Origin of the sequence: Corynebacterium aurimucosum, assembly GCF_030408555.1 — a bacterium.
GTDB classification, from domain to species: domain Bacteria; phylum Actinomycetota; class Actinomycetes; order Mycobacteriales; family Mycobacteriaceae; genus Corynebacterium; species Corynebacterium aurimucosum.
Window position 1 is genome coordinate 1998248 of sequence record NZ_CP047048.1, and the last position, 19194, is coordinate 2017441.

The following is a 19194-nucleotide window of genomic DNA, read 5'->3' on the forward strand; positions in this document are numbered from 1 at the left end:
CTACAACTCCTTCCCTAAATCCTGGCTTCCGCAAAGCGGTTACCATCAGCCGTCGACAAAGGGCGCGTCGACAAAGACAACAGCAACTTGTTAATCCCGCCAACAGCGGCGGCAAGCTGCTTACCGGTCTCCGAGTTCGCTCCCTTGTCGTTACGCGTCAACGTCACCAACTCCTGCAGGTGCTTGTTGGTGTCGCTGATAATGCCCATCTGCTCCACATGCGCCTTATTGGCCCGGTCCTGCTCCACCTTCGACGCCTGCTCCAGTGCCTTAATCACACCTTCGCTCTGCGCCGTCGCCAGCTGCTGCTGCAGCTTTGCATACTCAAGGTTCGATTCGAGAACATCCTTTTTGGTGATGTAGCCAACCTCGTTCTGGGCCTTGAGCATGTCCAGGGCCAACTGGTCACGGTCCGTCTTGCGCTGCAACGCGGCAGTCTGGTCCTCCGAGTCACGCTTGAGCTTGTCAATACGGCCAGCAATGCCGTACTGCAAAGACCCAATCGTGGCCTCAGTGAACTGTGCGCCGAGCTCAGCGCCAGCCGTCGCCATCTCCGTGCCGTACTGGCCAGACAAAGCGCCACCGGCAATACCCAAGGCAGCGCCACCGGCGGAACCAAGAACAATGCCGGCCTTCGAACCGGCGTCAAGGTTCTTCCAGGCCTCACCCATCTCCTTCTTATTCTGATGGATGTCGATACTGCCCTGAACCGTGTCCTTCAAACCGCCAAGAGCCAAACCAGCACCGGCCAAAGCGCCCAGCGGGCCACCAGCCGCAAATCCGGCAATACCAGCAAGAACGCCACCAATAATCTTTCCGATACCACCAGTGACCTTGCCGACACCACCAAAGCCGCGTGCCGCACCGCTAGCCTGATTAGCAGTCATGCCATAAAGGTTCGCGGCCTGCTGCTGCAACTGCTGAGTCTGCAGCGTCAACAGCTCCGCCGCCGCCGTCTGCGTCAAAGTCGCCTGAGCAACCTTCAACTGGGCAATAGCCTGCTGGCGTGTCGCCTCAAACTCATCCAACGCGGCCTGGGCGCGAGCAACCTTCACACCCCACTCAGCTGCCTTAACCTCCGCCGTGTTCTCCACAACGGACTCGGCAACCTCCTCAACCGCGAAAATGCCGGTCGTACGGAAACGATCCATCGCGCCAGACATTGCCTCAATCGAGGTGGAGCCCATGCGGGCAGCAGCGTTCCGGGCTTCCTCCAGGTCTGCCTCAGCCTCAGCAACCGACAAAGCACCGCGGGCACGAGCACGGGCCACATCCTGCTCACGCAACTGCAGCTCCGCCAAAGAACGCAACCGCTCAATCGCGTTAGTCTGCTGCTGCATCTCCAGCTTCGAGACTTCCTGACGCGTGCGCTCAACAATCTCAGCCAAGCGCTCCATCTCATCAAAGAAACCAGAGATAGACATAAAGCCCTTAGAGACGGACTCAAAAATGGACTCAGCCATATCCCCGGCTGCCTTGTAGCGTGCAGCAGCCACAGCACGCTCCGCCGCAATCAACCGGTCAGACTGGTCAGCGGTCTGCTCCCTAGCGTCAGCCAGAGCATCCTCCGCCTTATTGACCTTCTTCTGAGCCGCCGCAACAGCCTTAGCGTTCTTGTCCTGCGACTTCTGCAAAGCTTCGTCCACGTCCTCACGGGCGCGGGCCAGCTTCTTCTCCGCATCAGCAATCTTGTCAGGCTTGCCATCCTTGCGAGCCTTCGCCAGGTTTTCCTCAGCGTCAGCAAGCTTGCGCTTCTGAGCCGTAGTCAGGCCGCCGCCTTCCTTCTCAACCTTGGCGAGTTCCTTCTTCGCCTCAGCCAGGGCCTCCTCGCGCTCCACTACCTCGTCGTTCTCGTCAGCAATGGCACGGCGCGTATCCAACAGGCCCTGCTCAGCATCACGCACAATCTCAGCACTAGCCAAATAGTCGCCACCGAAATGGCGACCGTACGAAGCGGCTTGTAGCTGTGCAGCATCCGCCTGTACCACGAACTTGTCTACCGCCGAGTTGAACTGTGCCGCGAACCTAGGCAGCACATCCAGGGAACGCTCATAGGCGACCGTTTCCATCGGGCTAAGAATGCGCTCATCCCTGCCGGACATGTTGATGGCGATTCGGCCATCCTTCATGATTCCGCCGCGGTCGTGAACGCGTGTGCGCTTCTGGAACTCCAGCGCCATGTCATAGTATTCCTGGGCCTTACCCCAAGAAACTGTCTTACCCGACTTAGTGGTGTAGCCGTCTACTGACGTGGACTCAATGTCACCGGACTCAAGGTCCTGAATATCCGCACTGAGCTCCACACCCAAAGGAAGGTGAGCGTGCTCCGCGTACTGCGGGTGTGCAGCACCAGCAGCAGCGCCACCAATCTTGCCCTGGCCACCAGCGCCGCCACCCATCTCAACGTTGACGGAATGACCGTCCCCAAAGTGGATGGTGCCCGAGGTGTGGCCACCACCAACGCCGCCGTTGTACCAGCCGATAGCGTAGCGAGGGCCGCTACCAAGACCGGGGCTAAACCCGATGGATGCAAGGCGTACCTTCTCGTCCGCTGTGGACATGAACCGGCCACGGTCAGCCTGCTCACCCACCGCGAACAGCGCGCCCTGCCCCTGCGTCGAAGAGCAGTCACCCCAGTTGGAGCCGCCGAAGACGTAAGGCGCTCCCTGCAGTGAACGGCTTGCCTGTTGCCCATTAACCCGCTCGCCCTTGAAATAGCGCAAAAGCTGGTCAGGGGACACACCACCATCAGCCATGTAGGACCTGGACGTGGGTGCCACCGACGTCCCATCGCGGCGAATCTGATTACCACCAGAATCCACCAATCCAAGGCCGAAGATGTTGGCGGTCTCCGCCAGAATCTGTGTAGAGCGCTTACGCTTCGACGGGGCGTGAGGAATAAAGCTTTCGCCTTGTGTCTCATCCTCAGCCCAAGTAATCCACCTACCACCAGCAGCAATCTGTGCGGGCTGCTGGGACATGCGTCCCGCGCCACCAGCCGCAAGATAGCGGTGAGAGGCTACGACCGCACCGTCCGCGAAGCGCTGCGAACCGCCAGACCCTGTAGTGGTTCCATGCGTGCGGGTGAAAATGTTGACGACCTTATCCTTAAGGCCGCGCAACATCCGACTAACTGAGCTAATACCCTCCTCAGCAGGCTTGGTATTAACGTCGATAGTTGGCTTGGTCTTCTGGTTGTTGAGGTCTGCAAGCTTAACCTTGGAGTCTTCGACGCCAGCGTCAAGCAGCATCTTGTCCAGGTCAGCCGTCGGGGTAGAAACCTCACGCGCCAACGCCTGCAGCTCACCAACAGAGACATCCTTGCCCTGCAGCAATTTGTCAATAATTAGGTCAGTCTCAGGGGAAACTTCCAGCTCGTCCAACTCGCGGCCAAGCTGCTTAGCTTCATCCGCACCCAGGGCAAACATCGTGGTGTCAAGACCAGCCGTAGCCTCAGCGTGAAGGTCCTGTATTTCCTTGACCTTCTCGCCAAGGTTATCGAGGTCCGCCGCATCCACATCAGCGGTAGCCGTAATCTCAAATTGTCCGTTGTCGAGGTACTCGACCTTATAGCCGATATCCTCGAGGACGGCAGCAACCGCCGGGTCCGGTGGCTCGATTTGGACAGACTGGCCTTCCCCAAGGCGTGACAGGCCAAGTTCTATCGCCTTAACCTGTTCCTCAACAGTCTGCGCACCCTCCATCTCTAGCGGCAATGCGAAGATTTCACGGGTCAGACCGTAGGCCTGCATCACATTCTGGAACTGCTCATCAGTCAGCCCCAGGGCTTCCTGCAGAGCGGTGAGGTTATCGGCCTGCTGGTCGAAAATCTCATCTACAGAAACGCCGTTAGAAGCCGCCTCCTTCATTGTCTGCGCAATGTCAGAAATAGTACGGACAGCCTCTTTACCGGCCTCAGTCGTGGCGTCGATAGTGTTATCCGGGTCAAGTTCAACCGGCCCAACCTCAGCCAGCTTCCCGGCCATCTCCGCAATGGCTTCGGTCGTCTCCTGGACGTCCTCAACCAGCTTCGCCTGCGCCTCATCATGCGACAAAGCCCCACCAGTGAGCTTATCCATGATGTCATTCAGCGCCGCCAGCTTATCCTGAGCCGTAGACGATTCATCCGCCAGCACACCCATGGCGTTAGAAACGCCGGTAATCACTGGGTCAAGGTTTCGTGCAGCATCAATAGACTGCTGGATGTTATCTCGCGCCTCAGCAAGCTGGTCAGCTGCCATCTGCGAGGCGTCACCGCCCTGGCGTAGGGAAGCAATCAGCTTGTCATACTCCGGGCCACCCTCAGCGACAACCCGGTTAAGGTCCTCCATCGGGATTTTGAGCTCGCCGGCAGACTTCTCAATCGCCTCATAAGCGTCCTTAGCCTGGTTTACCTCGTTGGCGTATGCGCGCCAATCAGCAGACCAATGGCCCTGCTGCCACCACGACAAATCCGGGGCGGAAATAGTGTTAAACCAACCCGAATACTCCTGTGCAAACGTCTTCATCTGCACAAGGTCCTTGTTCACAATGGCAGCAGCATCGCTCAGCTGCGCATCAGAAAGCGCCGCACTTGTACCAGCCAAAGACACATTCAACTGGTCCTGGGCAGTAGCAGCCTCACGCGTAGCCTTCGCGTACGCATCCTGGACAGTCTTCGCCTTCCGGTTAGCCGACGCAACAGCACCCACAGCAGCCGTAGCCCCCATGAACGCCAAGCCCCACGGGCCACCAAACAGCGACATGACACTACCCGCGGCGGACTTCAAACCCGCGAAACCAGCAGCACCAACGCCCTTAACCACGCTGGACATTCGCTTAACCGAACCGGAAACACTACGCGTGGACTGGCCCACACTAGTGCTCATCTCCGCCATAGCCTCAGCAGCGCCACTAGCCATGTCCTGAGCCGGTCCCGTCGCCTGGTCATAGGCGCGGGCCATGGAGGCAACGACCTTGTTATTCGACGTCGCTGCATACTGGACCGTCGCACCGAAAGTGGAAATCTCCCGGCCAGTGGCCTCATAGTAGGCCTTAAGGTCCTTAACACCCTCACCCATCGTCTTCAACGACGACACGTGCGGATTAACCATGCCGGTAATCTTGCTAATCAGATTCGGGATGGTCTTAAACCCAGCCCACGCACCAACAGCAGCAGTCACCAAAGCCGGATGCTGCGCAAGGAAATCAGCAACCGAACCCAAAGGCCCAGCGACCGCCTCCAACGCAGACCCCGCAACCGTCAGAACGTTTACAAAATTCTGCCACAGGCCCAAACCCAACGACGCCGACGCCCGCCCAAACGTCTGAACCAAACTACCAATAACCGGCAAAAGACGCTGGCCAGTAGACCACAACTGAGAAAACGCGGTTTGCGTCGCACTCAAAACAGACTGCAGCTGCGCGTTCTTACCCAACGCTGCAATCTCAGAACCAAAATCCTTAATAGCGGGAACAGCACGGTTCTGCAGCCAAGCCCCAAAACTATCCATGACAGGCCCGAGGCGTTCATCCAGCCCATCCAGGGCCTTAGTGACAGCACCAAACCCATCTTTAGACAGTTCAAAGAACGGGGCAAGGACAGTCGCACCAACACGCCCAGCAGCAGCACCCATGTTCGCAACCGCGCCGGAGAACGTGTCACCCATCTCAAGGGCCGCGCCACCCATACCCTCACGCATGGCCTTCTCGAACGTGGCAAAATCCACCTCGCCAGCGGATACCATGTCAGAGACCTCAGCCGAGGTGACCCCAAGCTCCTTAGACAGCAGCTGCAGCACCGGGATACCCGAGGACATGAGCTGCAGCATGTCATCGCCCTGGAGCTTGCCACGCGCCGCAACGGAGCCGAAAATAAGGCCCACGTCTTCCATGGAGCGACCGGAAATAGCCGCGGTATCACCCACGGTCTTCAAAGTTTGCTCAAGCTGCTGCCCCGGCTCAATACCAGCAGCAACCATCTGCGCCGACACACTCGCAGCTTCACCAAGACCATGAGCAGTACCCTTAACCGCGGCCAAGGCGTTATCCATGATGCCGGAAACCTGCTGCGCCGAGCTACCCAGACCAGACAGCTTCGACTGCGCCCCCTCAATGGCCTGCAGGCGCCCGAAGCCCTTAGTCAGGCCAGCGGCAATAAAGCCTCCCGCGGTCGTGCCGATACCGATAGCGGAAGCTTTCAGAGTCTTGTTGATACCACTGGAGAGCTTCGCGCCCATCGTCTTGCCAGACTTCTCCGCGACTGGGCTTGTCGCCCCCAGCGCCTCGGCAATACCGGGGGAGATTTTGCTTACTTCTGGCAGGATGCTCACGTACCCGACACCGAGTTCTGCCATGTCAGACCGCCTTTCTTGGGCATGAGAAAACCCCTAGAGGAATCCTCTAGGGGTTGATTTATGATGTGTTGCTATGCCGGTTCGTAGTCTGCCCGCGCCTGCTTAGTCAGGTTGCATCTCAGATGGGCGAGTTGGAGATTTGTTTCATCGTGTGTTCCTCCTAGAGCTACTGGGATGATGTGGTCGACGCTGCCGGATTCCGGGTCGGGGTGTCGTAGTTCAAGATTGACGAGTTCCCCACATATTCCGCACTGGGCTCCGTCGCGGCGAGCAAGATAGCCGGGTGAAGATTTATGACGTCGCTCTCGGCTACGTCGGCATCGGTCGCAAAGTTTCTTATCCCCGCGCTGATGAAGTCTGTCCTTACGGTTACGCACGAAAAGCTTTCCACACATGACGCATTCAAAGTCGAGCGAGGGGACGATACCGGAGTACGTAGAATCAATCCTCTGGCACTTGTTCGAGCAGTGCTTCCTTCGACCGTGCCCACCTTCGAACTCGGCGCCACACACCACGCAGGTATAGCTGTCAGATTTCAGCGCCCATTCGGTTTTCCCGACAGGCGCACCGTTCCTTCTGACTAACGCTTTGTGTCGTGCGCAGTAACCATCCTTTGAGCGTTTCGGTTCATCACACTCGGCGACCTTGCATCGCGGGCGGCATCCGGGGCCGCAGTAGGACCTGAGTCCTCGCTCGACAGGGAGTACACCCCCACAGCCGATACATCTCCGAAATGGGGTTCCCGTTTTGCGCCACCTTTGGTAGTGCGTATGACAGTAAGTCCTGCTGTGCGCCGACTTGTCGCAGTTCGGCACACTACATATAGAATTGGGCATTAGCCCCTCCTAGCGCTCTCTAGTGAGTGGGTTAGGTTCGCTTCGAAGTTGGCGCTTCTAGGCGAACCGTTCTTGTCTATTTTACCACTTTTCGCAGCTCAAAAGACTAACCTGCCTTCTTACGTTGCTTTTTGTTCTTTAGCCCTCACCGCAGCCCTAATTTCGGCAGCAGACTTCTTCCGTCCTCGACGCTTTTCCTTTTGCTTCTCCGCCGCCTTCTCTTTGCCCTCCGTGTCCTTCAGTTGGGTTAGGACACCGGATAGGAGGCCCTGCTCGGGAAGGTTCTCCACTGGGACGTGGTTCAGCAGCAGTAGAGTGTTCTGTAAGGAATCATGGACAGCGCCCAGCATCTGCACCTGTGGCGTCATCCACGTCTCCAGGCGTGCCCGCTCAGGGTGCAGCGTTCGCCGGAAATTAGACGTGAGCGGCAAGTGCATAATCACACCGCGCAAATCTGCCCAGGTATAGGTGATACCAAGCTGTGACCATGGCATACCGCGCTCAAAAAGGTCGGCGCGTAAAGCGTCGAGTAGGCCCTCTTTTTCGGTTATGAATCGGTAGAGGGCGAGGATTCCCCCACCTTCATCCCAGATTCCTTCTGCCAGTACTCGTCGATTTCAGTGAGCTGGCGTGCCCACAGCGCGGAGATAGCGGCCTTCTCCTGCTTCTCGGTTGCGAAGTTCAGGAGCAGGGTGCGTAGAGCCTCAGCCCCATTGGTGTGAGCCTTAGGGTTCTTCTCAAGCGCCTTGTTAATCGCGTCAACTCGCTTCGGCGGGAAACAATCCAGCGGCGGGAGGCTAAGCGTGACAGAGCCTTCCCCATCAGCTGCTGGGATGACTACCTCAATGTTGTCGAAAGTGGTGGATACGGTGAATGCCATGGTTGGACCAAGCCTTTCAATACGTGGGGGACCGGGCCGAAAGTAAGAATTGAGCCCACCCGGAAAATCAAGGGCAGGCCCGGTCCAAAAGGGAAAAGATTCCCTCGATTAACCGGATGAGAAATGGGAGCAGAATTGCGTAACCCCTGCTGCTCCGCCCAGGGGAATCAAGGGCTAGCCCTCAGAGCCAGCGCTTTCAGTGCCAGCGTTAGCCTCAGCATCAGCCGGGGTGCCGTCGTCGCGGTACTCAGTGACGTACGCGTACTGACGCTTAGGGTCAGTGCTCTTAAACGCGGTAATTGTCACGTTGTACTTGGTGGACGCGGAGTGAACGTCAGCGGTCTTCTCCACGCTGGTGATACGACCGCGCTCAATCACATAGGTCTTGGCCTTCTCGCCGTACACGGCCTTAAGCACGTGAGAGAGGATCGGTAGACGCTTGGAGGTGTGGTAGATGGTGGTCTGCTTGCCATCGGAGTTGGTGGCCTTCTTGGTCTTGACGTTCTCAGCGCCAAACAGGGACTCCACAACCGCCTCGTTGTCCTCCTCCAGGAACGTGAGGGTGACGGTCTCGGAGTAGGAGGTCTGGAGGTCTACCCAGTCTTCGCCACCAAACATCTTCTCGGTGTTGGCCTCGCGCTGCGGGTTGACGTTGAAGCCGTCCTCACCGACTGCGCCGTGGTCCTTGAAAGCCGGGGCAAGTTCCTCAGTCGCGGACGTCGGGAGCTTGGTGCCCAGTGGGGCGTTGAAGTAGACGCCGCCATCAATCGGGGGTGCGCCAACGAATGCGTTGTTGATATTGACAGCCATCTGTCAGTTCTTCCTTTCAGAATCGTGGACCGGGCCTGAAAGAAAAAGGTCAGCAACACCTACTGGGTGCGCTTAATCTGCAACTGTGCAGTGAATTGGAATCGGGAAAATCTACGGTCTGGGTCGTCGTAGCGCGTGAGGTTGTCATCCACAGAAGCCCAGGTGACCTGGTTGCTTCGGAATCTTCGCCACGCTTCCCAGGCATCATCGGCTAGCTGTTCAGCAGCCGTTTCTGTGGGGGCGTAGCACTCCACCAGGAAGCGCGGAGCTTTGGTTGCCCAAGTGTCTGCCCCTCCCCCAATCCGGGAAACAATAACAAAGCGTTGCGGCTCGGGGTCAGGCATCCGTGTGGATACTCGCACCCCTAGGGCGTCTTTGAGCATTTTGACGGCAATAGCCTGTGTTGAAATACCCATCAGCCCAGCACCCTCACCATGACGTTCTCACGATGGTCGCGGTGCTTGGCAGACCAGGTATCGGCGTACACAATGCCGCGAAAGCGGGATTTACCTTGCTGAGTGGAGAGCACAAACCCATCACCGCACCTGGCGGCAATGTCTTCCCCATGCTCAATGACGAGGCGTTTAGCCACGCTCCCGCGCAAAAGCTCTTGAAGCCCGGCGCGGTTAGGTCGGTATTTCATCGGCGTCACACCACCTAACGTGAGCCCAGCCAACAGGACTGTAAGCGGCCTTAATCTTTGTCTGCGCCTCATCTGCGAAGCAGATGAGAGACCCGCCATCAAACGACAAGGACGAAGTATGCACCTTGTCCACGTCGCCGCTAGGGCGTTCCACCCACAGCCAACTATTCGATGCCGGCAAGATTAACCACCTCCAAACCCGGTGACCACCCAAACGGGTTGTGCTCATAGTTCTCTGGCTCGCCAACGACTTCAAGGACGTCGCCCCGCTCAGGGAGGCGAACCGCATCGCCTACAAGAAAAGCCCCCGTAGGGGCGTACATCTCGATTTTCACGGTGCGCCGCTCATGCCCGGCAAGTTTCGGCTCATCGGACTGTGGCACTGCCCAGCCCGCCACCAGGACCGGCTCAGCAGCCTCCACATCCTCAACGACGTCATTCCCCAGCTCGTCAACAGTCCCTATCCGCTCGCGGCGGATACGGACCACTGAATACCGAAGTGGAACATCGAGAGCCATCACCAGCTCACCGCCTCAACGGTGCGCATGCCACGAGACCGGTTCAGCTCATCATCCAGAGCTTTGTCCAGCATCTCCCGCTCTGCACGAGTAAGAAACATGTTGCCCTCACTGTTACGAAACGAAGATGACTGCGAGAAAGCACCAGCGGTTTGTGACAAAGATTCCACATGGTCAGTGTTCTCCGACAAAAGCGCACGCTTCGCCATCGAGCACACGATAATCCGCAGAACAGCAGAAAGCTTCTCTGACGGCTTATCCGGCAGGTCATACATGGCCTGCAGCCATACCGACGCATCCTCGAGAACGGCGTCCGCCTGGTCCCCATCGGGGGCAAGCGACCACCGTGCGCGCAGGTCGTCACCAGTTGCAAACGCCGCCATGACTACTGCGCCAGACCGGAAATCTTCACTGCGGAGAACGGATCAGTAACACCGAAAGCCATAGACGCCCACGTGTAGAAGCGAGTCAGCTGACGGCCCTTGATGTACTCGTTATCAGTAGAAATCGGGTCCTCAACACCCATAACGCCGATAGCGCCGCGCTGCAGCAGCAGGCCCTCACCCTCACCAAGAGAATCAGCGTTAGAGATAAGGAGCTCCACCCCGAGAGTGCCCAGCACGTCACGCCAGTTCTTCACGCCGAGAATGGTGCGCAGATTCTTCGCGTCACGCGGCTTCAGCACCAGGGTGTCCGGGCTGTAGCCAAGCTTGGTTTCCTCAATCTTGAGCTTGGCTTCCTCAATGTCGTCGATGAGCTTTCCCTCACCGGTCAGCGCAGTCTTATTGGATGCGGTGACCTTACCGGCCGCAGCCCAACCAGAAGACTCGAGCTTCAGCGCACCATCAAGGTTAGAAAGCACGTCGTCGATGACAGCAACGGCACGATTGTCGATGTCCTTGACCATCGTGTTAGCCACGCGGGCCGCACCACGCTGGAGGATGATCGGGTCGTTGCGCTTCTCTGCCTCACGGGTCAGGTCGTAGTAGCCACCGGTCTTAACGACGGGGTCAACCATCGGCTTGCCCTGGCTAGTGGAGAACGCGGGGAACTCCGCTCCAGGGGCAATAACGCCCGGCTTCTCCGCCACGGTCGCCACGTTAGCCTCGAGGCGGTCATACATGATGGCGCCGCCGTCAGCCCCGGTGGAGGTAAACAGGAACTGGGAGACCAGGTTCGCCTGCGTCAGCTGCGCGATGTAGTTGGAAAGGCGCGTCGGTTCCTTGACGAACATCGACGCGGTGATGTTGCCGTCCTCAGACACATGGGCCGGGGACAGCGGGAAAGTGAAATCAGCCATTCTTCTTCCTCTTCCTTACTTCAGCGCCACAATGACGCGGTTATTAGCGGCAGCGGAAACGGCAATACCGACAGCTGGAGCGGCCTCCCCTGCCTTCGCGGCCTTACCGGATGCTGCAGCAGCTACAAGGTCGCCCGCGGCGATAGCGCCACTGGCCTCAACCTCAACGATGTGGCCGGCGCGGTACACCATGACGTAGCCGTCCTTAGCAACATCGGTAGCCGGCACACCAAACACAACAGCGTTCGCCGCCGCGGGCTTCACAACGGGGTTGCGGCCATCAATGTCGCCGGCAATCTGGACAAAAGTGCCCGCCTTAAGATCCGCCTGAGCCTTCACAGTCGGATTCTGGGCGGGGCTGTAATGAACAACAGTGGACATTACAAAAATCCCTCCTAACTAGGGGTTTAATTGGACTGGGTAAAGCGGCCAGTAACCGGCCACGAGGACGGGAACGAAAAATCCGGCGCATCCTCACGCGAGGAAGCACCAGGCTTCAAGTCCTCAATCGGATAGTCAGACGGCGGAGCGGCACGCTTCGCAGCCTGCGCCTGCAGCTCGCCAAGACGTTTCGCGTTGTCGTCGAACTTTTCAGGGTCAGCACCCAGCAAGTCCGCATTCTCCGCAGAGATTCCGTACTTGGACAGTGCCTGCGACCGAGCCAGCTCCACCTCATACTGAGTCGCCTTTGCGCGCTCGGCCTCCAGGGCCTCCTGTACACGCTGCAGCTCGGTCTTCTCCGCATCCTGAATCTCGCGGTACTTCTCCGCATCAGCGCGCAGTTCGTTGCGCTCGGTTCGGTAACGCGCGTTTTCCTTTCGAAGCTTCTCTAGCTCCTGCTGGTAGGACTCCGCGCTACGTTCCGTCTTCGAGGTATCAGCCTCCTGGGCCTTATCCTCGTTTGCCACCTCGGCGGCGTTCTGGTCGTCGGTGGTGGCGGTAGTTTCTTCTGCCATCGGTAACCTCCTGGGTTATCTAGGGTGGGCATGAAAAATCCCCCGGCCACCACCTATGTGGTGCGGGGGTCGTGCGCTAAAGAGGAATCGAACCTCAACATGCCACCAGGTAGCGCTAATTATCGGAGAACGGGGAGTATCGGGTTGCGTCAATCTTTCCCGCGGCGATTGCGTCAGACCAGCGCCTAAATTGCCCTGGCGCGGGCTTCCCGTCAGACCAAGTGTGTTTCTGCCACAGCTCGGACAGCATCGCCGCCTGCTCCTGCCCTTGCCAGGGCTCACCTTCGACGACGAGCACAGGGATGCAGTCGCACCCATCGTGGTAGCGCCTTCCATCCTTGCGTGTGGTCACTGTATCTTCTGAGTAAACCGCGCCGCGGGAGGCAAGCATCGCGCAGAACGCACAAGACTCACGCCCGGACAGCACCCGCGCATACCCAACACGTGCCGGGGAACCGGAGTCAAGGAACACCGCGGACCCGTTATGGGAAGTATCCGCAACAGCATTGCGGCCCGCCGCGACCACATGCCGTGCCAAACGGCGCCCAAGCTCCCCCGCCACACGAATCTTCACCGCATCATCAACCCGATTAGTCACGTCAGGTTTGACTGCTTGCTGGACCATCTTCTTTGAAGCTTCGTCCAGCATCATCACCCGTAAGTGCGTCGAATCTGGGGAGAGCCTAGCGACTTGCGAGATTGCATCGAACAGTGCTTTGCGCGGGTATGGCTCTAATGGCTCCGGGGTAATGACTACCCCAGCTGCTGCTGCTTGTCGCCCCAGCTCGAGAACGTGGGCACGCCACGCCGCCCGCCGAAGGCGCAGAACCCGCGGATAAATGAGGTCAACGAGCTCGTTTACCTGCTCCACGGTGACCGGTACGCCACGCGCCGAAATGACCTTACTAACGAGCCGCGAAACACTATTGGCGAGCGATGCGTCATTCTTATGGATGTACTCAAGAGTCACCGGCCATCACCACCTACAGATGCAGGCCGCGCAGCGCCTCATCCTCATCAACTATCCCCCCGCCGATAAACGGGTTGGTCTTCGCCGTTGTACGGGCGCGCTCCACGCGCTCCTTCGTCCACCCTGGAATATCTGACCACAGTTCTTCTGGCGGGATACCCAGCATCGTAGTCAGCTTCCCGAGCCCGTCCACGGTCTGCGCAAACGACCTAGATGACGTTTCCTCCCAAGTCACTTCGGCTTCAAAGTCGGAAGCGCCTTCCTCATCATCCACCGCATGGGAACACAGCCGCAGCAACTGCTCATGCGACTCTCCCAGCGAGGCCTGAATCTCCGACGCCTGCCTATCCTTCGACGTCTCAAGTGCTGCCAGACCATCCGCCGAGATATTACTAATCGCGTTCGCACCCAACGACTGGGCAGGAACCTGCGCCAGGGCGGCGAAGTCCCTCACCGACGCCTGCCGCGACTCAATATAGCGCGACAAGTCCGTCTCGTCGTACTGGCCAACCTTCACATCTGGGTCATCAAAGAATTGCGTATCCGCGACTGACTGGCGGAATGCTTGCATCTCATCTGCGGGCATCCATCCAATCACATAGCGCTGCTTAAACGCTGCGAAGTGCTGCGCCACTCCCTGTTCGTAGTTCGTCCGGTTGATGCGGTCCTGCAGGCCAATGAGGTGTTCGACGATGCCGCGGCGCTCCTCCCCCTCGGCAAGCATCCGGTCCTGGTAGCGCACGATAGGAACCGCGCCCATGTTATGCGGGCGAGCCTCCTGGAACACCAGGTTCGCCGGCGAGTAGTAGGTCTTATCGAGCCAACCATCCACAGTCATGGGCGCGTGCTCAATACCGAACCAGTACACGTTCTCTTCATCAAAGAGACGCATATGCCGGTCGCCAATCTCGAGCGCTAGCATCGGAAATTCATCCGTCGATGCCAGTCCTGGCAAGCCCAACGAGTCTGAATAGAACGCGACCATACGTCGCGGCGAGTGCACACCAATACGCAGAGCCCCGCCGCTAGCCGGCATCACCGACGCGTACGACGTCCCATAGGTCAATGCCGCCCGATGCAGTCCGGTCTGCCGCGCCGACATCTTGTTACGCTGCCACCACGACCACGCCCGCGCCTGGTCACCATCCGCCGAGTAGAAACCATCCACCTTCAACGACTGCGAATAGGTATCCACGACTAGGGCAATGAAGGGGGCGACCGACATGCGGGCTAGTTCCGCGTGCTGTGCACGATTCTTCGAATTCAGCGTGGCACCAACACGCGCTGAAGCCATCTCGCTGTCCCACGGCACCATGTACTCGTGGATATTGTCGAAAACGCGGCGTTCGGCCACGTGCGTCGCTAAAAGCTCACGCGCTGCGCGCTCAACTTGGTTCTTCCTCAACGCCCAGCCTCCTTCCGCCGCTACCGGCTACTAGATGAAAAATGCTTTACCTGTGCGCTGCCTCTTCTTTGACAGCCCGCCGCGCTCCCGAGCTAGGCGCCACACCATGCGCGCACCAATCATGCACACACACGCGTCAATCTTCTTCGACGACTTCCGCGACTCCTTACGCACCGTGATGCCATACCGCCCCTCATGCCGGCGAGCATTCAGCACGTGCTCAGTCAGCAGCGGGTTACCGTCATGGGTAAACGAGTGCTGCATAATCTCAGCCTCAGCGAGCTCCGCAGCTGTCGTGAACTGGAAATCCTTACCGCGCATATCCCACGCGATAGGCTCCGGCTGCTGTGCACCCCTCGAGGTCGCCCACAGCTCCAACTGGTCACGGTACCGCTCCGGCCACGCCACCTTCGTAAACGATTCCCACTCACGCACATCCGCATAGAAACCAATGACGTTCCACGTGGCGAAGGCGAAGTCAACGCGGTCGTCGACCGCCTGCACATCCACCATCGGCTTATCCTCCGCCGTCGGCGCCGTAGGCTCCCACACACCAATGGTGAAAATGTGCCCGTCGTCCATGCGGCACCCAATCAGCGCCGTATGGTCATTAGACAACGAACCGTCAAAGAACATCACGATGTCCTCGCCTGGCTCCACACGAATATCGGGCCTGGCCATCTGCGCCCAATCCTGCGGATCACACCACGAATCAGACGACGCCACCGGCCAATTCAAATACTTACGCTTTGAATCATCCACGCGTGCCGACGGGGACCAAATACGGGTCATAATCGCGTCAATATCCGACCAAGGACAATCCTCGTACACCCACTCAAGCGCCGATCGCAGCGAATCAGCATCACCCAACTCAGTGTCATGCGGGGCTTGCCGCGCATCGTAAAGAATCCGCGACTCGTTCTTAGACCGCCCGGACTCCTGCATCACCCAGTCATTAAACGTGGACTCACCAGCCGAGTTAATCCCCGGCTTCCACGCATTCAGAGTCTCCAACATGCGTGAGCCCGACTTTGACAGGTTATCCAGCAGTGTGGCGTGTAACTCCGCCCCGCCGTTCGATGGGGTCCAGTGTTCCAGCTCGTCGGCAATGACACACGTTGACTCCGCGCCTTCCGCAGTAGTCGCGGACGACGTGATGACTTCAAGTTTGCCCTCCGGCTGCACAAAAATCTGTGTCTTGCCAACGTCCAGGTCATAGTCGCGGTGCAGCGCTGGAGCGTTCGCAGGTGACGCCATAGCGCGCACCATGCGCATCGTGTTCTCTGTATTATGGGTCAAAATACCCCGTCGACCAGCCTGGAAAAGATGGTCGTCGTTATCGATGCCGATACACCTAACAGGAACCGACTCAACTTTCTTCACGGAAACAACCCGATGGTACTTGCTGTACTGTCGCGGTTCGTCAACCTTCGGCATACGAGCGACCTTGTAAGCGAAACGCGCCACAGGCTCGCCCGCACGCGGCTTAAACGAGACCTTCCACGATTTAGTGGATTCGTTCTTCTGCTCGGTCCACTTGAATCCCAACGAGCTCAGCAAGTCTTCGATACCGTCAATCAAATGGCGATTCGTGTTAACGAAATAAGCACGATGAGTACGGTCAATCCCGCCGTCAGAGTCGATTAACCCCTGCAGAAGCGACATGCGCTGCTCATAGCTTGCAGTTAGGTAAACATCGGGGATGTGCTTGCGGTGCAGAACCCCAACTTCCCTAAGCATCTCCCGCATAGAGAGTAGCTTCGGGTCAGCGTACCCAGCTCGAGGCCAAGCAACACACTTCCGGCAAGCCGGATTGCCCTTTTGTGAATAGCGATTGTTGAGGTCATTCACGTAGTCGTGGCCCCGAGGGCAAATACCATCCCGGCGCTTCACGTTCATGCGGCCAGTAAATCCTCTATCGAAGTCAAAACGGAGATCTTCCCAGTCATTCAGCAATGGACGGTATATCTCCTCTAACTCCTCCTTATGCCGCCAATCAATGGCATGGACTCCCGACTTAGAAGCTCCATCGCCGAGCCAAAATCCAAGTCGCCAAGGGTCAAGTGGAAGCTCACGTACCGGGAAATTTGCTGACACTGCAGGAATCCGAACAGTGACTCGCTTAGAACTCTTGAGCTGAGCAATCTGCTCAGTCGTGAGAGTTACAGACTCCCATTTGTCTCCGTGACCATTGGTCTTTTCGATAGTCCACCCATGGCCGGAATCGGCAACAATCTTCTCGCCGGAGTCGAACTCCAGCTCGTAGCAATCTCGGCCATAAAACACTTCCGTCTTTCGACGTACCTCAACCGGTTCACCGTCCGAACCGAATACGTAATCGCCGATACCAACAGTGTCGACCGTCTTCCAACCGTCTACGGTACGGACCGGAGTATCGAGAGCCAAAGGCTGGTCCAGCGAGACCGCAGCAATCTGCACCCACGGCATCGACACCGGCTTGCCGACCACGCCACCAGGCACATCCGGGTCCCAATGGTCGAACCGTACGGGTGCCAAAAGCTCAATCAACGCCATGACTGCAGCAAACGGTGACTTGCCTGAGCCTTTCGCCAACCGGCGCGCCCCGTGGTGGAAAAGCCACCGCCCATTCTCATCAAGGGCATAAAACCACAGGACGAAACGCGCCTGCTCACGGGTAAACTGCCATGCTTTACCCGCCCGAATACCGTTCGGGTGCCGCAGATACTTCGCAGCCCACGCCAAAGCCTCGTAGCCCAGCGTGTACTTCGGTAGGCCCTCGGGCAATGTCGCCAACCGCTCCTGCGGAGCAACCTCACCCATAAGGCCACCTCCTACTTAAACATCTCCTTGTACTGAGACATCACCGACGACGCTTCATCATCCACGGAATCAGCATCAGCGGCCTGGAGCTCAACACGAAGACGACGGCGCTCCCCCTCCGTCGTCATCAACGACGCCGCGGCACGATTAAACTCGCCCAGCATCGACGCCTTAACCCCTTCGCCGCTATTAAGCTCCTGGCTCATAACCTCAGCCAACAGGCGAGCGGTCTGCCAATCAGACGGCTCATAGAACCGCGCCTGCCCCGACTGCTTCAACGACCGGAACCAGTCTTTCATCAACGGGTGCCACGACGGCGACACCCGCGGCGCCTTCGGCGCAGGGCGCGGCGTGTCATCCTTCACGACAGTCAACTTTGGCTGCGACTCATCTGGCTTATTGCGGCGCCTACGCTGGTCGCTCCTCTTCGGCGGTGGACCGGGCATCTCCCATCACTTCCTTCAAACTCACCGGCTCACCGCATCGGATGAACCGGCCATACGAATACTTCTCAATGCTGCCGTCGCCTATGCTCCGGCGAATACCTCGAGCTTCCGCCGCCTCCACGAATACATGCAGGCCACGGCCACTAACAGAGCGCTCCGCGTAAACAATGGGCTCAGCAATCGCGGCCACAATCCCACGCGCCCACGGTTTCAACACTCCGCCCTCGAGCGCATTATCCAGGTCGTAGCAGCCAAGCCCTCCGCCGAGCATGACTCCGAATCCATCCCCGGCGCCGCGCTGCACTTCGGGAAACGAAGACCAGGTGTTGGAGTTCGTGGACGACGCCGGCGCGCCTGTAGGCGTGACGGGGCGCTTGCCATCAGCCCGCACCCAACGACGACCGTCGGTCATGGCCGCGGGGATAGGTTGCTGCCGGCGTCTACGTGACACAGCCTGACGGCACCGCGCCGAACACGTACGGCGTGCCGGGCCCTTCAACTTCTGCGCCACATCACGGCCACAATTCAAACACTGCACACTGACCATTTTACCCGCTGACCTGCACTTTGTCACAAGTAGACGACATAAAATAAGCAATGCCATTAAAGCGCCCATAGCGCCGCAGGACATGAAAAAAGCCCCCAACAGGCACACGGCCAACAGTCGGCCACACAACCCCCGCGACGGGCACGCCACGCCAGCCAGGGCAAATCCTGCAACCCGTACAGCTTGCCTCAGCCTATCCGTCTGGCGCTTTCGGCGCAGCCAAGCGCGAGTCCTCCCCCACCCCTCTGCGGCTCATCGTACACCAGGATGCGGTGCTACGGGCAGTGTCCGGCGGGCCTGTTTCACGGCTCGGGCCTGGCGGGCCTCCTCTTGTGTTTTCTTGCGATGGCATGCCGCGCATAGTGTTTGGAGGTTGTCGAGGTCGTGCGTGCCGCCTCGCGCAACGTTTAGGATGTGGTCTACTTCTAGGCGCTCGGTGCTGCCGCATTTGACGCATTTGTGTCCGTCTCGTTGTTTTGTGGCTTTGCGTAGTTTGTGGGGTGCGCCGCGTGATGGGTTTTCCCACATGTCGCCACCTCCTCTTTTTCTTGGTGTCTTACTCGGTCGTGAACCAGCGGCCTCGCCCTTTTTTGGGTGCGTGGGGTGGCGGTAAGACTTGGTGCCCTGGGAGTGGTGAACCCCAAAATTGGATGGATATGGAAAAGTGTTTCCCAGGGCGTAAAACGACGAAAACCCCAGCTGTTGCCGGGGCATAAGTTGTCGTCGCGTCGATTATACACCGGATG

General features: G+C 58.4%; 18 protein-coding genes. All 18 read right to left on the reverse strand.

The features are described 5' to 3' along the window. Nucleotides 1-14 precede the first annotated feature (14 nt). Entirely contained in the window at nt 15-6335 is a 6321-nt protein-coding gene (locus CAURIM_RS09370) for a tape measure protein (RefSeq protein ID WP_201829419.1), read from the reverse strand. Nucleotides 6336-6406: 71 nt separating this feature from the next. Continuing rightward, nucleotides 6407-7171, reverse strand: a complete 765-nt coding sequence (locus CAURIM_RS12920) for an HNH endonuclease (RefSeq protein ID WP_353959291.1) — start codon at nt 7169-7171, stop codon at nt 6407-6409. Between the two features lie 119 nt (nt 7172-7290). After that, entirely contained in the window at nt 7291-7665 is a 375-nt protein-coding gene (locus CAURIM_RS09375; protein WP_201829415.1) for a hypothetical protein, read from the reverse strand. 53 nt (nt 7666-7718) lie between these two features. Continuing rightward, the gene (locus CAURIM_RS09380) at nt 7719-8051 is read right to left on the reverse strand and encodes a hypothetical protein (protein ID WP_201829413.1); all 333 of its coding nucleotides are present in this window, start codon (nt 8049-8051) and stop codon (nt 7719-7721) included. Nucleotides 8052-8225: 174 nt separating this feature from the next. Continuing rightward, nucleotides 8226-8861 carry a hypothetical protein gene (locus CAURIM_RS09385; RefSeq protein ID WP_201829412.1) on the reverse strand — a complete coding sequence of 212 codons (636 nt, stop codon included), beginning with the start codon at nt 8859-8861 and terminating at the stop codon, nt 8226-8228. A gap of 59 nt (nt 8862-8920) precedes the next feature. After that, entirely contained in the window at nt 8921-9277 is a 357-nt protein-coding gene (locus CAURIM_RS09390) for a hypothetical protein (RefSeq protein ID WP_167595850.1), read from the reverse strand. After that, nucleotides 9277-9504, reverse strand: a complete 228-nt coding sequence (locus CAURIM_RS09395) for a hypothetical protein (RefSeq protein ID WP_070563775.1) — start codon at nt 9502-9504, stop codon at nt 9277-9279. The genes CAURIM_RS09390 and CAURIM_RS09395 overlap by 1 nt, the downstream gene beginning before the upstream one ends. Nucleotides 9505-9668: 164 nt before the next feature. Then, complete coding sequence (locus CAURIM_RS09400) at nt 9669-10022, reverse strand: hypothetical protein (protein ID WP_236659401.1); 354 nt, start codon at nt 10020-10022, stop codon at nt 9669-9671. Then, on the reverse strand, nt 10022-10405 hold the full coding sequence (locus CAURIM_RS09405; RefSeq protein ID WP_070563778.1) for a hypothetical protein: 384 nt from the start codon (nt 10403-10405) through the stop codon (nt 10022-10024). The genes CAURIM_RS09400 and CAURIM_RS09405 overlap by 1 nt, the downstream gene beginning before the upstream one ends. Before the next feature lie 2 nt (nt 10406-10407). Next, nucleotides 10408-11322 carry a major capsid protein gene (locus tag CAURIM_RS09410; RefSeq protein WP_167595852.1) on the reverse strand — a complete coding sequence of 305 codons (915 nt, stop codon included), beginning with the start codon at nt 11320-11322 and terminating at the stop codon, nt 10408-10410. 15 nt (nt 11323-11337) lie between these two features. Beyond that, entirely contained in the window at nt 11338-11703 is a 366-nt protein-coding gene (locus CAURIM_RS09415; protein ID WP_201829410.1) for a capsid cement protein, read from the reverse strand. Between the two features lie 26 nt (nt 11704-11729). Beyond that, a complete protein-coding gene (locus CAURIM_RS09420; protein WP_201829408.1) occupies nt 11730-12278 on the reverse strand; it encodes a hypothetical protein in 549 nt (182 codons plus the stop codon). A gap of 115 nt (nt 12279-12393) precedes the next feature. Next, nucleotides 12394-13248 (reverse strand): VG15 protein, encoded by an 855-nt coding sequence (locus CAURIM_RS09425; RefSeq protein ID WP_201829407.1) that lies wholly within the window; start codon nt 13246-13248, stop codon nt 12394-12396. 13 nt (nt 13249-13261) lie between these two features. Beyond that, the gene (locus tag CAURIM_RS09430) at nt 13262-14653 is read right to left on the reverse strand and encodes a phage portal protein (protein WP_201829405.1); all 1392 of its coding nucleotides are present in this window, start codon (nt 14651-14653) and stop codon (nt 13262-13264) included. Between the two features lie 30 nt (nt 14654-14683). Continuing rightward, complete coding sequence (locus tag CAURIM_RS09435; protein WP_201829403.1) at nt 14684-17455, reverse strand: LAGLIDADG family homing endonuclease; 2772 nt, start codon at nt 17453-17455, stop codon at nt 14684-14686. 11 nt (nt 17456-17466) lie between these two features. Then, complete coding sequence (locus CAURIM_RS09440; protein ID WP_070563799.1) at nt 17467-17901, reverse strand: phage terminase small subunit; 435 nt, start codon at nt 17899-17901, stop codon at nt 17467-17469. After that, nucleotides 17864-18352, reverse strand: a complete 489-nt coding sequence (locus CAURIM_RS09445; RefSeq protein WP_201829401.1) for a hypothetical protein — start codon at nt 18350-18352, stop codon at nt 17864-17866. The genes CAURIM_RS09440 and CAURIM_RS09445 overlap by 38 nt, the downstream gene beginning before the upstream one ends. A gap of 348 nt (nt 18353-18700) precedes the next feature. Then, a complete protein-coding gene (locus CAURIM_RS12925; protein WP_353959292.1) occupies nt 18701-19162 on the reverse strand; it encodes an HNH endonuclease in 462 nt (153 codons plus the stop codon). Between the last annotated feature and the right edge of the window lie 32 nt (nt 19163-19194).

Excerpts from the sequence above, each read along its gene's own strand:
- CAURIM_RS09390 (WP_167595850.1), bottom strand. The coding sequence starts at position 9,277 with ATGGGTATTTCAACACAGGCTATTGCCGTCAAAATGCTCAAAGACGCC.
- CAURIM_RS09375 (WP_201829415.1), bottom strand. The coding sequence starts at position 7,665 with ATGCCATGGTCACAGCTTGGTATCACCTATACCTGGGCAGATTTGCGC.
- CAURIM_RS09415 (WP_201829410.1), bottom strand. The coding sequence starts at position 11,703 with ATGTCCACTGTTGTTCATTACAGCCCCGCCCAGAATCCGACTGTGAAG.
- CAURIM_RS09435 (WP_201829403.1), bottom strand. The coding sequence starts at position 17,455 with ATGGGTGAGGTTGCTCCGCAGGAGCGGTTGGCGACATTGCCCGAGGGC.
- CAURIM_RS09405 (WP_070563778.1), bottom strand. The coding sequence starts at position 10,405 with ATGGCGGCGTTTGCAACTGGTGACGACCTGCGCGCACGGTGGTCGCTT.
- CAURIM_RS09410 (WP_167595852.1), bottom strand. The coding sequence starts at position 11,322 with ATGGCTGATTTCACTTTCCCGCTGTCCCCGGCCCATGTGTCTGAGGAC.
- CAURIM_RS09395 (WP_070563775.1), bottom strand. The coding sequence starts at position 9,504 with ATGAAATACCGACCTAACCGCGCCGGGCTTCAAGAGCTTTTGCGCGGG.
- CAURIM_RS09370 (WP_201829419.1), bottom strand. The coding sequence starts at position 6,335 with ATGGCAGAACTCGGTGTCGGGTACGTGAGCATCCTGCCAGAAGTAAGC.
- CAURIM_RS09385 (WP_201829412.1), bottom strand. The coding sequence starts at position 8,861 with ATGGCTGTCAATATCAACAACGCATTCGTTGGCGCACCCCCGATTGAT.
- CAURIM_RS09400 (WP_236659401.1), bottom strand. The coding sequence starts at position 10,022 with ATGGCTCTCGATGTTCCACTTCGGTATTCAGTGGTCCGTATCCGCCGC.
- CAURIM_RS09420 (WP_201829408.1), bottom strand. The coding sequence starts at position 12,278 with ATGGCAGAAGAAACTACCGCCACCACCGACGACCAGAACGCCGCCGAG.
- CAURIM_RS12920 (WP_353959291.1), bottom strand. The coding sequence starts at position 7,171 with ATGCCCAATTCTATATGTAGTGTGCCGAACTGCGACAAGTCGGCGCAC.
- CAURIM_RS09440 (WP_070563799.1), bottom strand. The coding sequence starts at position 17,901 with ATGCCCGGTCCACCGCCGAAGAGGAGCGACCAGCGTAGGCGCCGCAAT.
- CAURIM_RS12925 (WP_353959292.1), bottom strand. The coding sequence starts at position 19,162 with ATGCCCCGGCAACAGCTGGGGTTTTCGTCGTTTTACGCCCTGGGAAAC.
- CAURIM_RS09380 (WP_201829413.1), bottom strand. The coding sequence starts at position 8,051 with ATGGCATTCACCGTATCCACCACTTTCGACAACATTGAGGTAGTCATC.